Source organism: Oceanobacillus sojae (assembly GCF_007991515.1).
Taxonomy (GTDB): domain Bacteria; phylum Bacillota; class Bacilli; order Bacillales; family Amphibacillaceae; genus Oceanobacillus; species Oceanobacillus sojae.
Window position 1 is genome coordinate 115,590 of sequence record NZ_BJYM01000016.1, and the last position, 13,799, is coordinate 129,388.

Genomic DNA, 13,799 nt, shown 5'->3' on the forward strand with positions numbered 1-13,799 from the left:
AGATCAGGTTGATATTCTCCGGTCAGTTTTTAAAAAACAAGGTGGTGAATGCAGAATGCCGGCACAGTTTTTATTAAATGTTTTTATCGCTGTATTATGGACGCTGATCAGTGATGAATCAGAACTTCGTTTTACAACATTTGTAGCAGGTTACATCGTTGGGATCGGTATCGTATTTTTAATGCATCGATTTTTCGGAGAACGCTTTTATTTATCACGCTTTTTTGCATTAATAAAGCTTATATTTATCTTTACAAGAGAGCTTATTTCTTCTTCAAAAATGGTTCTTGGACAAATTTTAAAACCAAAGCTTTCAATTAAGCCGGGGCTGTTTAAATACGAAACAGTTCTGCAGGGCGATTGGGAAATTACGGCATTGGCTCTATTATTAACATTAACTCCTGGTTCTGTTGTCATAGAGGTGACAGAAGATGGGGATGCCTTTTATATACATGCAATGGATGTGGAAGAGTCGAAAGATATATTATTAAAGTCAATTGATAACTTTGAAAAAGCGATTATGGGGGTGACGCGCTGATGGTTCAAGGAATGTTGACAGTTGCCTTAACATTTTATGGAATATCGATTTGTATCAGTGTTTTTCGGATTATTATCGGTCCGAGCCTTCCTGACCGTATTGTAGCCTTAGATATGATTGGTGTGATGCTTGTGTCTTCCATAGCGATTGTATCTGTCATGCTGACAACAACAGCATTTTTAGAGGTTATATTGATTTTAGCTATTCTGGCTTTTATCAGTACCATTGCCTTCTCGAAATATATTGAGAGGGGGGTCATTCTTGAATATAGACGGGACGATTGAGTTTATTGCTGCTTTATTTATGCTTGCCGGATCGATTATGGCGTTAATCAGCGCGATAGGAATCATTCGTCTGCCAGATGTCTTTACACGATCCCACGCAGGTACTAAAAGCTCTACGCTTGCGGTTCTGTTAACTCTGGTTGGAGCATTTATTTATTTTGCTTCCAATCAAGGTTTTTACAGTGTTCGTCTGCTGCTGGGAATTGCCTTTGTGTTTTTGACTGCTCCAGTTGCCGGACATGTTATTACCCGGGCTGCTTACCGGGCGAATGTGAAAATGGCAGATACAACAGTTGAGGATGAGCTGAAAGATGTGATGGATCAAGTCAGAGAAGAAGCGGAAAAAGAGCGTAGTGAAACTGGTGAAGTAATCATAGAGGATGAGAAAGTAGCAGACAAAGAGCATTCTAGGTAGAGTGCTCTTTGTTTATAATCCTAAGAAAACGGTGCATACTTTTAAGATAGGGACAGGTTTTAAGAGCGGTGAAGAGGGAAGTAGGATAGAGAAGTACTAGGGGGTTAGAACATGGTAAAACCAATCGTGCAGGATAAAGGAATGGATCATACGATAGATTTTTTAAGAGATGGTTATTTTTATTTTTCTAAACGAATGAACGAATATCAGGAAGATGTTATCGGGTCGCGTATATTCGGGAGAAAGCTGGTGATGCTGCGTGCAGATGAGGCAGCAGATTTAGTAAGGGATACGAGTAAGTTTAAAGCTGAGAGAAGTATCTCTGAACTGTCTACTGGTTTGCTGACGGAAGAAAATGGCGTATTTTATTTGGCGGATATTGATTACCATCAGGAGAAAGCGTGGTTTCAAGAAGTCTTCACTGCAGAAAATCGGGAAGAGCTGGAGGCGATTATTCGGCAGCGTTGGCAAGAAAGAATAGAGGCATGGAAGACCAATCCGTCCATTAATTTTGTGACCGAAATGGAAGAGATGTGGGTCATTGCTGTTTGTAACTGGTTAGGAATTCCGATTCGTGCAAATAATCTGAAGCAGCGTACAACGGATATTCAGGAATTTGTCCAACTGTTTTCAAAGTATGGATTAAATCGTTGGAAAAGGAATCAGGCGAAGAATCGAATTGAAAAGTGGCTCGTATTTTTAGTCCGTCAGCTAAGAGCAGGAGGAGTCCATGTCGATGAAGATAAATTCCTTTATAAATTATCTTGGTATGAGGATGAATCTGGTCGGATTTTACCGATTAAAACAGTGGTTGAGGAGTTACTATTACTCATCCGGACCTTCGTTGCTTCCAGCCGATGGGTTGTCTTCAGCCAGTTAGCGCTGATTGAGAATCCGCAGTTAAAAGAACGACTGCGAATTGACCAGAAATATGTCGGCTGCTTTATTCATGAGGTTATCCGTTATTATTCTATGGTACCTTTTTCAGCAGCAAAGACACAGGAGCAATTCTTCTGGAAGGATATGTTCTTTGAAAAGAATCAGCTTGTCTTATTTGATATACATGGTACAAACCATCATCCTGGGAAGTGGAGTCAGCCAGAATTATTTCAGCCTGATCGATTTTTAGTCAGTGATACTTCACCTGGTTTTGTGAAAGAGAGTGTAATAATGCAGTTAATGAAAGTGAGCTTATCGTATCTGCTGCAGACAGACTGGATTGTACCGAATCAAGAGTTCACCTGCCGGGGTACGGAAATTCCGGCAAGACCGAAGAATGGTATTCGTCTGGAGTTTTATCATGAAGGGTTTTTGGAAGACAATTAAAGAAGCCGGAAGGATGAAAGCTTTGAAAACAAATATGGTCTTCCTTGTGAGAGTGAGTTTCTCTTAAGGAAGACCATCATTAATTTATTCATCCATTAACTCGCCTACAATAGAATAGGAGTCGAGTCTTGCTTTAATGTCGTAGATTTGAGATGTGATAATAATCTCATCGGCATCTGTTTCTTTTCGGAATGCTTCCAATCCTTTACGGACATTTTCTTTGCTGCCGATAATCGTTGTTTTTGGACTCAAAGACTCTTGAACAGCAGCCTTTTCCGCTGGTGACCAGATTGCATCCATGCTTTCAACAGGCGGCTGCAGCTTGGATTCTTTCCCTTTTCGCAGATTTAAAAATTGCATCTGGTGAGAGGTGGCTAAGCGCGCTGCTTCTTCATCTGTATCAGCTGCAATAACATTTACTGCTACCATTGCATACGGCTTATCAAGTGCTTCAGACGGCTGGAAACGGTCGCGATAGAGCTTCAGTGCCGGAACGGTATATGCAGGTGCAAAATGGCTGGCAAATGAAAATGGCAGGCCTTTTTCAGCAGCTAATCTCGCACTGAAATCACTCGAGCCAAGCAGCCAGATCGGGATATCCAGTCCTTGCCCGGGTATTGCTTTCACTCGTGATACAGGATTAGTTGAAAAATAGTCCTGTAATTCATTAACCTGCATCGGAAATTCCTCCGGACCGGCATGCAGTGTACGGCGTAAAGCAAAGGCAGTTGCCTGATCACTTCCGGGTGCGCGGCCTAATCCTAAGTCAATACGACCTGGATAAAGGGATTCAAGTGTGCCAAATTGTTCTGCAATAACCAGGCTTGCGTGATTTGGCAGCATGATGCCGCCTGAACCTACACGAATGGAATTGGTATGGCCGGCGATGTGACCTATTAATAAAGAGGTAGCCGAGCTTGAAATTCCTTTCATGTTATGGTGTTCTGCAAACCAATAGCGGTGAAATCCTAATCTTTCGACATGCTGCGCCAGACGGACGCTTTCCTGAAATGCCTGTGTGGCGTCGCCGCCTTCAATAATTGGGGCAAGATCAAGAACAGATAAAGGTATATTTTGAAATGTTTTATATGATTGAGTATCCATTAAATCCCTCCTTACTTAATAAAAATAATAAAGGTTTCTTGTTATACCGTCCAATGTTTGAACTTATACCTTAAAAAGAAGGTGAAAACTATTTGCTAAGCTTGTCTTAATCAAGTAATATAGGGAAAGTAGAAAAAATGGAAATGAGGGTATATTGATGAGTAATTCATCTATCTACGGATTAACATATGAACAATTGAAGTTGTGGTTAATGGAACATGGTGAAAAACGGTTCCGCGCTGATCAAGTGTGGAATTGGTTATATAAAAAGCGGATCAGCCGCTTTGAAGATATGAATAATGTTAATCAGTCAACAATTGACCTTTTGAAGGAAAATTTTGTTCTGCATACAATGGGGGAAGAAATTCGTCAAGAGTCAAAAGACGGCACAATTAAATTTCTATTTAAACTGGCGGATGGCAATGTTATTGAAACAGTACTGATGCGCTTTAATTATGGACTGTCTGTTTGTGTGACAACACAGGTAGGGTGTAATATCGGCTGTTCTTTTTGTGCAAGTGGATTATTGCGCAAAAACCGCGATTTGACCAGCGGAGAAATTGTTGAGCAAATTATGAATGTACAAAAACATTTGGATGAGCGTGGAGAAGAAGACCGTGTCAGCCATATTGTTGTTATGGGAATCGGAGAGCCTTTGGATAACTATAAGAACTTAATGGATTTCTTATACATCGTTAATGATGACGGCGGATTAAATATTGGTGCGCGTCATATTACAGTTTCAACAAGTGGATTGGCACATAAAATGTATGAATTTGCTGATGAACCAATCCAGGTGAATCTGGCTATTTCTTTACATGCACCGAATAACGAATTACGTACGAAAATCATGAAGATTAATCGTGCCTTCCCAATTGAAAAACTGATGAAGGCTGTAGATTACTATTTAGAGAAGAAGAATCGCCGTATTACGTACGAGTACATCATGCTTCATGATGTTAATGATCATAAGAAGGAAGCACGTGAACTGGCTAAATTAATCAGCGGCCACCGTCATCTTGCTTATGTTAATCTGATCCCTTATAATACGGTTGATGAGCATATTGCATATCAACGCAGCAGCTCAGAGAATATTCAAGCCTTTTATGAAACCTTAAAAGCAGAAGGTATCCAATGTGGTGTCCGCTGGGAAAATGGTGCAGACATTGATGCAGCCTGCGGACAATTACGAAGTAAGCAGATCAAAAAGGAAAAAGCAGTTTAATCTAGGAAGTAAAAGGGGCTTACTCAGGGATGAGTTGGCTTCTTTCTTTATATAAGTGGGGTGTATTTGTTGAATAAATCTGTTGTAATCAGAGAAATTGAAGCGAAGGATGACAAGGTCATAGAAGCCATCATTAAACGTTCTTTAGAGAAGCATCATTTAGATCATGAGGGCACAGCTTACACAGATCCGCAGCTCGCGCACCTAAGTACATACTATAATGAACGTCCAAAGGATAAATATTGGGTTATCGAGGTGGATGGAGAGGTAGCCGGGGGAATCGGTATAGGTGTTTATGATGCGAAACGCTCTATTTGTGAGCTGCAGAAGCTTTATTTAGCTCAAAAAGCACAGGGCAGGGGTTTATCCAGGGAATTAATGAAAACAGCCCTGAGCTATGCTTCTATGCATTTTAAGCAATGCTATTTAGAAACAAGACATGAGCTGGAAACAGCGGGACGCTTATATGAAAAATATGGCTTTCGGTTATTAGAGAAACCATTGGAAGGAAGCGAGCACACTGCAATGGACCTCTGGTACATCAAAGAGCTATGAAAAACAATATAATTCTGTTTTAAGAAAAGCTGTAAATTCGTTTATAATTTATCGAATTCACAGCTTTTTATGTTCATATAAATACTATTCGCCAAATCCACTGTTATTTAAGCTTATTTAAGCTGCTGTTTTGTGAGATGATTTTGTTTTTACCATTATGTTTAGCTTCCAGCAGCAATTCATCAGCCTTCATATATGCTTTTTTTAGCTCCATACGATTATCCTTTTGTATATAATACATCCCAAATGAAGCAGTATAGGGAATATTGACTGTCTTGGAGCGGAATTCAGTTTCTGCAGGTGTATCCAAAATAGTATCTCGTAATTGCCCCAGGAAAATCAGGCATTCTTCATATGTTTTATTTCTTAGAATAAGGGTGAACTCTTCTCCGCCAGTACGGAATACATAGTCGCATGAGGCTGTATGCTTTTGCAAAAGCTTGGCGAAGTGCTGAATTACGCCATCACCAATAATATGATTAAAAGTATCATTGATCGATTTAAATGAATCAATATCAGCAATAACCACTGCAAGATTCTCTTCATTACCGTTTAATTCCTTCATTACCTTATTCATGTATGCACGATTATGGATATTCGTTAAAAAATCAGTATATGCCATTTTCTTGAAACGCTCATTCTCCTGTTTTTGCAGCAAAAGTTTTGTGTGAAATATTCCAGCGCGTCCTACAATATAGCTTAACAAGAAAATCGCAATAACAGCTTCCCATTGTCCTAAAGTAATGAAGGTGAAAAGAAGGGCATTAGTCAATGCGGTTTTAAGCAGGTCAAGCATACTTCTTCCCGTAATAAATTCAATTGCTTCTTGTTTAGATTGCACATTTTTAGTAATAAACATAAGTATTAATATGAAGCAGGAAGAAATAATGTCCATTATAATAGTGAGAAAGAAAACAAATAACCAGAATGCAAAAGGAAGTGATGAAATCATAGGGTATATAAGCTGAAAGCAATAAAATCCAAAAGAATGGAAAAGGACCGGACCGCCTATATTATAAAAAGTATGTAACAGTTCATCTTCGTCAGCAGTTCCTGTAATTTTCCTATGGAAGTATACATAAAAACGATTAACTAATTCAAATAGAAATAAGCCTAAAGGTCCAGTTAATAGGACAAAAGAGAAGCTGTAAGAAATACTGTAGTCAACATTCATTGTCCCGGTTTTAACGAGAGTTCTTAAGTGTACAAACAGAACAGAAAAGACTATGTACAATGTAAATAATGTAAAGTAGGTATTTACATCAACAATTAGTGTGCCATATTTAATGGATAATGCGGCAGCGGCAATAAAGATCGATATAATTACAAATCGCAGATATAATCGGATCATAATAAAAACCTCTCCATTTCATGAAATAATAGCCAAAATATTATATAAATCAAGTGAAAAAGGCTCGGGTTTTTAGACCTAATTATATGATATGCAAACATAGCTGACCGCCTTTTGATTGGTAGAAGGAAATATATTTACAAGATTTTATTTAGGGGTAAAATATACAGAAATAAACATTTTATAAGTTACTAATGTTTATTTATCAAATCATATTTTATAGAAAATTGGGATATTTAACAAGTCTTTCTTCTTATTTTTTGAAATAGAAAAACTGGTTATAATATGTCGAAAATAATATCTTTATAATTGTACACAAGTAAACAAGTTTTGTGTACAATTATAAACAAAAATGTTTACTTGTGTACAAAATCGTGTAAAACTTGATTTAATAAGGATATATAAAGTATACAAAAAAACAAACATGTAAACAATTTGTCGAAAGACTTGAGAAAATAAATGAATACGTTTATTCTAGAAACATAGATTTTTAATTATGTTATGTACATTCGATTAGAGATAGTTTGCTAGAATGTCCATATATTTGTATCTTATTTAAAAAAGTAAGGTACATTATAAAATCTTATTTTTGGAAGGAGAATGAAAATGACAAAATCTAGAATTGCAGCAATTGATGTTGGGAACGATGCCTTAAAAGGTAATTTTGGTAAATTAGAGAATGAATATTACATACCTAATGTGGTAGCGCCAGATTTAGAGGATAGACCTGTAATTGGAATTGAAGAACTGGATAATAAGGAAGTATTGGATAATATTCATATTCGTATCCACTCCCCTGCCCTATCTGAAAACAACATTATATATAGAGTGGGAAATCTGGCTACAAAAACAACAAACTCTCAGGAGCTGGATCCAGGAAGCAGTAAATCAGAAGAAGATCAGACATTAGTTATGTTATTTGCTGCTTTAGCATTGGATGCTGTATCAAGCGACGCGTTTAAAGAGAAGAATGATGTTTATGACGCTCTTTATACATTAGGAACAGGGTTACCTCTCAGGGAAGTAAAAGAAGGAAAAGACGTCGGGTACCGCTCTCGCCTGCTAGGGTCAGTGCATCAAATAGAATTTCTAGTTACTCCTAAACATCAGGGCAAGAAAGTAAATATTAAATTTGATGAAGTAAAAGTATACCCGGAAGGATTTGCCGCTTACGTCAATTTAATTATGGATAATGACTTAAAAGTTATCAACAAGGAATTAATTGACAAACAAATTTTAATTCAGGATATCGGCGGGTTATCCACAGATATCGCAGTTATTCGCAATAGAAATGTGGATGACGATAAAGCACAGGGATTTAATATAGGTGTTTCTGAATCTCTGGAACAAATCCGTGAAGAAATAAGATCAAAGCATGGTGTAGAGCTGGATAGCAGAAGAGATGTCGTTGATATTATCACAAGAAAAAATGACCGCAATCACATTATGGTAAAAGGAAGCCGTACCAATGTACATGATATAACAGATCATATTTTATTGGAGCTTGCCAAGAAAGAATATCGCTATCTGCGCAATGTATGGAGCAGGAACTCACAGACAGAGATTTGCTATTTTGTCGGAGGAGGATCAGCAGTTCTTAAGGATTATATCAAAGCTCTAAACAATAAACTGGATGGCTACAACATCGAATTCTTTGAAGATGAGAGTGAAAGTATCTGGATGATGGCTAACGCATACTATAAATTGATTACTGATTTTGTACAGAAAAATGAAAAAGCTGAGAAGAAGGAAGAGAAGACTACGAAAGCAAAGTAAGGTGATCCTATGGGAAAGAATATCGAAAGAGGACAAACAATCACATTTCGAATTCCTTCAGATACTCCTGAATACTTACTGAGACAGCTGCAGCAATTGAAGGAAACCGAACGGAGAAACTTTTCAAGTAAAATTGCAAGTTTCGTCTTAAAAGGTGTAAATGATATGAGTGTAAAAGAAAGGGAAACTGTTACAATCCCTCTGCCCAGATCATTGACAAAAGAGCAAAAGAGCTGGTTGAAGCATGAACACTCTGAAGCTTTGATTGGAACGATTTTATATCAATTGCTAACCGATCCAATGCGTGCAACTGCCCTTTTAACTTCCATGAATAACAGCACAGATAATATATTTAAAGGCATAGAAGAATCGAAAAGCTATGTCTCAAACCAAGAGCAGGAAGTCACTCAAGATAATTGGAATATGGATGATTTAAATGCAGATGAACTAAACATTCATGATTCTGCAGAAGATGATGAAGACAAGGAAGAGCTTGATCCATTAAGTGATTTCTTTTCAAGTATGAATAAATAGCGAAAGAAAACAGCTCCTGATGAGAACAGGAGCTGTTTTCTTTCGCTATTTAATAAGTGTTCACATTTCAAATATATTTGGGGATAAAACTGTGGAAATGTTTTGAATAACTTTTTTATATCCACACCTTATCCACAGGGGCAAATGTGGATAAAAAATTACCATTAAAAATCGCTTCTAAATACTTTTCTTTCTATTAAATTAAGCTATAATGAGAACTTGAGTTTAATAAAAAGTGAAATAGTATCTTTGGTAGAGATTTTATTGAAAGATAAAAACAATATAATTTTTATTTGTTTTTAAGCTTCTAAAGAAAGCAGAAATTACCTGCCTTTACGAAGAAAAAAAGATAAAAATAGAGTCTAGTTAAAACAGACTATCTTGAATTAAAATCTTGCGTAGTTGAATAATCTATGATAGTGTTTAATACAAGATGTGGGCGAACTTAAAACTGATTAACACTATATATAGTATATTGTGAAAACAAAAGGATAATTACTGAAATGTCGAAACTAATACAAATCAGGGATATCCCACCAACTTATGGTATTCAAAAATGAGGCAATCTACTACATCTAGTATGGGTAGCGGATTGCTTTTAATAATAAAAAATATAAATCAGCAGATTTGCCCGGCAAGACGTTTATTATTTGTACGGAAGAAGCAACAGAATCATTTGAAAAATACATAGTTATTTTTTTATATTTACAAATAATTGTTTTATAGAAATATAATGATTACAGGAGGCTTAAACATGACCATTATTATTAATCCGTCATCTATCCAAGAAAAAATTAATAATGCATCGGAAGGCTTAAAAGTAGATGCTGCTTCTTGGTTTCAAAAAGCAGAAAAACAAACACAAGGTGTTACCTCGAGTAAAAAAGTGAATGATACACTGATTCAGACAGCTCTTGAAAATATAGATGAAGCAAATCCAGATTGGACTTATGCAGCTGCACGTATTTATGTAGGAAATTTATATAAAGAAGCTGCTGCCAATCGCGGTTATGATGAAAGTGAGAAATATGGTTCCTTTTATCACTTAATCAAAATGTTGACAGATGAAGGTATCTATACAGCCTCATTTTTAGAAAAATATTCAAAAGAAGAAATAGATCAAATTGGCAGCCTTATTGTGCCGGACAGAGATATGTTATTTAACTATTTAGGTATTTATACAGTTGCAACACGCTATTTAGCAACAGATCATCAGAAGCGTGTATTTGAGCTTCCTCAGGAACGCTGGTTAGTTATTGCTATGCATTTAATGCAGGATGAGCCGAAAAATAAACGGATTGAATACATTCAAGAAGCATATTGGGCTTTGAGTAATTTATATATGACTGTAGCTACGCCTACATTAACGAATGCCGGAAAAACGCATGGTCAGCTCTCCAGCTGCTTTATTGACACGGTGGATGACAGCCTGCAGGCAATCTATGATAGTAATACTGATATTGCCAAGCTTTCCAAAAACGGTGGAGGAATCGGCGTTTACATGGGAAAAATCCGTGCAAGAGGCAGTTCTATTAAAGGATTTAAAGGGATGTCCAGCGGTGTTGTGCCATGGATTAAACAATTGAATAATACAGCAGTCAGCGTTGATCAGCTTGGCACACGTAAAGGTGCAATAGCAATCTATTTAGATGTATGGCATCGTGATATAGAATCATTCCTGGATTTAAAGCTGAATAATGGGGATGAACGCATGCGTGCTCATGATATCTTTACCGGAGTATGCTTGCCGGATTACTTTATGGAAAAGGTTGACCAGCGTGGTGACTGGTATCTATTTGACCCACATGAAGTACGTCAGGTAATGGGCTTTTCTTTAGAGGACTTTTATGATGAAGAAAAAGGTGACGGCACATGGCGTAAGAAGTATGAAGAATGTGTTGCCAATGAAGATTTATCAAAAGAAAAAGTACCGGCTATTGAAATAATGAAGCGTCTGATGCGCTCTCAATTAGAATCAGGAACACCATTCATGTTCTACCGTGACGAAGTAAACCGTCAAAATGCCAATTCACATGAAGGTCTTATTTATTGTTCCAACTTATGTACAGAAATCACACAAAATCAATCACCGACATCTTTTGTAGAAGAGTTCTTAGAAAATGAAAATACAATTGTAAGAAAATATCAATCTGGGGACTATGTGGTTTGTAACCTGAGCTCTATTAACCTGGGAAGAGCTGTTTCCGATGACGTGTTGGAGCGTTTAATTTCTATTCAGGTGAGAATGCTTGATAATGTTATTGACATTAATACATTGCCAATTTTGCAAGCAACAATTACCAATCAAAAATACCGGGCGATTGGGCTCGGAACATTTGGATGGCATCATCTTTTAGCATTAAAGGGAATCAGCTGGGAAACAGAAGAAGCAGTTCAGTATGCTGATGAGCTTTATGAGAATATTGCTTATTTAACGATTAAAAGCAGTATGGAGTTAAGTAAGGAAAAAGGGTCTTATCCGGTTTATGAAGGCAGTAAATGGAGTACAGGAGCTTATTTCGAACAAAAAGGCTACACGGACTCTAAATGGACTTCGTTAAAAGAAGAAGTCAAAGAGAATGGTATCCGTAATGGTTACCTGATGGCTGTTGCACCAAACTCTACAACAGCAATGATTGCCGGGTCTACAGCAAGTATTGATCCGATTTTCCAAGTATTTTATCATGAAGAGAAGAAAGACTTTAAAATACCTGTAACTGCTCCGGCATTGGATCATAACACGTATAATATATACCGCCGTTCTGCGTATATTGTCGACCAGCGTTATTCTGTCAGCCAGAACGCAAAACGCCAGCGTCATATTGACCAGAGCTTATCATTTAATTTTTATGTTCCAAATACGATTCGTGCGTCTGTATTACTGGATTTACACTTACAGGCATGGAAGGAAGGACTTAAAACAACTTACTATGTTCGTTCAACATCCAATGATGTCGAAGAGTGTGAGTGGTGTCAAAGTTGAGGATACTCATCGCGTATTTAAGCTACAGCGGTAATACAGAAGAGGTCGCTTCGTATATTGGGGAGTTTTTAAATAAAGAAGGGGTAACTGTTGAGTGGCATCGTATCGGTATCGATGTCCTCAAAGACCCCGCTTATTATGATCTTGTATTTTTAGGGACCTTCACTTGGGATAGAGGATCCACACCAGATGAGGTAAAGGATTTTGTTTTGGAAGTAGGGTATAAACCTGGAAATATGGTTATTTTCGGAACTGGAGATACACAATTTGGCGGGGATGATTTATTCTGCAGGGCTGCAGATAAATTAGCTCGTTTTTATGAAAGCAGTTTTCCGGTTCTTAAAGTTGAACAGTCACCGCGCGGTTCGCAGGAGAATAAGATCGAACAGTGGCTGGAAGGAGTGCTAGATAATGCAAAAAGTTATGCTTGAACGGGCTAAAACGCTTGAACCGCGTTTTCCAAATAAATCAACGGGCTTATTCGGAGGCAAATCAAGTGGGATTTTGAACTGGAATGATATTGCTTATCCACATTGGCATAAAATGTATAAAAGACTTGTTGGAAACTACTGGCAAGCGGATGAAATAAACATGTCCAGTGATGTAAAACAATTCTCTTCACTAAGTAACGAGGAGCAGGATGCTTATTTGAAGATAATTGGATTGTTATCCACATTGGATGCGCCGCAAACAAGGACAGCATTGTTAATCTCACTGTATGCAACAGATCCTTCTGTCCAATCTATTATGGCGGTTATTGCCCAGCAGGAGGCTGTGCATAATGAAAGTTATTCTTATGTGCTATCTTCTGTTGTTTCCTGGAACGAGCAGAATGAATCGTTTCAATTAGGCAGAACAGATGAATTATTGATGAAGCGGAATGAACTGCTTACAGAACAGTATAATGCATTTGTCGAAAATCCGACTTTGGAAAATATCCTTAAGACATTAGTATATACTTCTCTATTAGAAGGAATGTTTTTCTATTCAGGTTTTGCGTTCTTTTATCATTTGGCCAGACAAAATAAAATGGTAGGGACATCCACGATGATCAGCTATATTAACCGTGATGAGCTGGAGCATGGCCGTTTTATTACAGAGCTGTTCCGGGCTACACTGGCTGAAAATCCAGAGTACAATAATAAAGAATTCATCCAGTGGATCTATGATCATTTCCAAAGCTCTGTTGAACTGGAATTAGAGTGGTCGCATTATGTACTTGCAGGTATTGAAGGAATCGATATGGATGAGCTTGACGGCTATATCAAATACCGGGCAAATAAAATGCTGCGTATGATGGGATTAGAAGAACTTTATCCAGAACATGTGGAGAATCCAATGAAATGGATTCGTGCTTATGTAGATAATGTCGATGGAACGAAGACAGATTTCTTTGAACAGAAATCACGTCAATATACAAAAACAAGTGATTTAAATGGTTTTGATGACCTCTAAAAAAAGCGCATTTTGCGCTTTTTTTTATGCACAAATTAAATTTGATAATTCCAGATGCAGCCTTTACCAAGCATATTGTCTAAGGCTCAATTCCTTATGCGTTATTTTAAATAACTCAACTTTCACACCTTAAAAAGTAACTTCTTATCCATAGGAACAGGGGGTTGATCATTTCCTCCATATATCTGTTGACAAATATAGAAGGTAAAGTGTACAGCGATCGCTACGGCGGACCGTCTTGCTTTCCTAGGGG

General features: G+C 37.4%; 13 protein-coding genes. 11 read left to right on the forward strand and 2 right to left on the reverse strand.

The genetic code is table 11. From position 1 onward, the window contains the following. Positions 1-55: 55 nt before the first annotated feature. The 4 genes from OSO01_RS17825 to OSO01_RS17840 all read left to right on the forward strand — a co-directional run bounded on the left by OSO01_RS17825 (position 56) and on the right by OSO01_RS17840 (position 2,563). Positions 56-538: a Na+/H+ antiporter subunit E gene (locus tag OSO01_RS17825; RefSeq protein WP_147211797.1), complete on the forward strand. Its 483-nt coding sequence runs from the start codon at positions 56-58 to the stop codon at positions 536-538. Then, positions 538-822 carry a Na(+)/H(+) antiporter subunit F1 gene (locus OSO01_RS17830; protein ID WP_147211798.1) on the forward strand — a complete coding sequence of 95 codons (285 nt, stop codon included), beginning with the start codon at positions 538-540 and terminating at the stop codon, positions 820-822. Before OSO01_RS17825 ends, OSO01_RS17830 begins: the two co-directional genes overlap by 1 nt. Next, entirely contained in the window at positions 800-1,237 is a 438-nt protein-coding gene (locus tag OSO01_RS17835) for a Na+/H+ antiporter subunit G (RefSeq protein ID WP_147211799.1), read from the forward strand. Before OSO01_RS17830 ends, OSO01_RS17835 begins: the two co-directional genes overlap by 23 nt. A 111-nt stretch (positions 1,238-1,348) precedes the next feature. Further along, entirely contained in the window at positions 1,349-2,563 is a 1,215-nt protein-coding gene (locus OSO01_RS17840; protein ID WP_147211800.1) for a cytochrome P450, read from the forward strand. Positions 2,564-2,647: 84 nt separating this feature from the next. Here the strand turns inward: OSO01_RS17840 and OSO01_RS17845 are convergent, their stop codons facing one another. Then, positions 2,648-3,667 carry an LLM class flavin-dependent oxidoreductase gene (locus OSO01_RS17845; protein WP_147211801.1) on the reverse strand — a complete coding sequence of 340 codons (1,020 nt, stop codon included), beginning with the start codon at positions 3,665-3,667 and terminating at the stop codon, positions 2,648-2,650. Between the two features lie 157 nt (positions 3,668-3,824). Between OSO01_RS17845 and rlmN the strand changes: the two genes are divergently transcribed. Together rlmN and OSO01_RS17855 are read left to right on the forward strand one after the other, a co-directional pair. Beyond that, the gene (gene rlmN / locus OSO01_RS17850) at positions 3,825-4,892 is read left to right on the forward strand and encodes a dual-specificity RNA methyltransferase RlmN (RefSeq protein ID WP_147211802.1); all 1,068 of its coding nucleotides are present in this window, start codon (positions 3,825-3,827) and stop codon (positions 4,890-4,892) included. A gap of 69 nt (positions 4,893-4,961) precedes the next feature. Further along, a complete protein-coding gene (locus OSO01_RS17855; RefSeq protein ID WP_147211803.1) occupies positions 4,962-5,447 on the forward strand; it encodes a GNAT family N-acetyltransferase in 486 nt (161 codons plus the stop codon). A 103-nt stretch (positions 5,448-5,550) separates the two neighbouring features. Here OSO01_RS17855 and OSO01_RS17860 read toward each other — a convergent pair whose 3' ends face one another. Beyond that, positions 5,551-6,798 carry a GGDEF domain-containing protein gene (locus OSO01_RS17860; RefSeq protein WP_147211804.1) on the reverse strand — a complete coding sequence of 416 codons (1,248 nt, stop codon included), beginning with the start codon at positions 6,796-6,798 and terminating at the stop codon, positions 5,551-5,553. A gap of 606 nt (positions 6,799-7,404) precedes the next feature. Between OSO01_RS17860 and OSO01_RS17865 the strand changes: the two genes are divergently transcribed. The 5 genes from OSO01_RS17865 (at position 7,405) to OSO01_RS17885 (ending at position 13,546) form a co-directional block, all read left to right on the forward strand. After that, positions 7,405-8,574, forward strand: coding sequence for a ParM/StbA family protein (locus OSO01_RS17865; RefSeq protein ID WP_147211805.1), 1,170 nt, complete (start codon positions 7,405-7,407; stop codon positions 8,572-8,574). Positions 8,575-8,583: 9 nt separating this feature from the next. Further along, on the forward strand, positions 8,584-9,108 hold the full coding sequence (locus tag OSO01_RS17870) for a hypothetical protein (RefSeq protein WP_147211806.1): 525 nt from the start codon (positions 8,584-8,586) through the stop codon (positions 9,106-9,108). 754 nt (positions 9,109-9,862) lie between these two features. Further along, a complete protein-coding gene (locus tag OSO01_RS17875; protein WP_147211807.1) occupies positions 9,863-12,091 on the forward strand; it encodes a ribonucleoside-diphosphate reductase subunit alpha in 2,229 nt (742 codons plus the stop codon). Continuing rightward, a complete protein-coding gene (locus OSO01_RS17880) occupies positions 12,076-12,522 on the forward strand; it encodes a flavodoxin (protein ID WP_147211808.1) in 447 nt (148 codons plus the stop codon). Before OSO01_RS17875 ends, OSO01_RS17880 begins: the two co-directional genes overlap by 16 nt. After that, positions 12,503-13,546: a ribonucleotide-diphosphate reductase subunit beta gene (locus OSO01_RS17885; RefSeq protein ID WP_147211809.1), complete on the forward strand. Its 1,044-nt coding sequence runs from the start codon at positions 12,503-12,505 to the stop codon at positions 13,544-13,546. The genes OSO01_RS17880 and OSO01_RS17885 overlap by 20 nt, the downstream gene beginning before the upstream one ends. Positions 13,547-13,799: the final 253 nt, after the last annotated feature.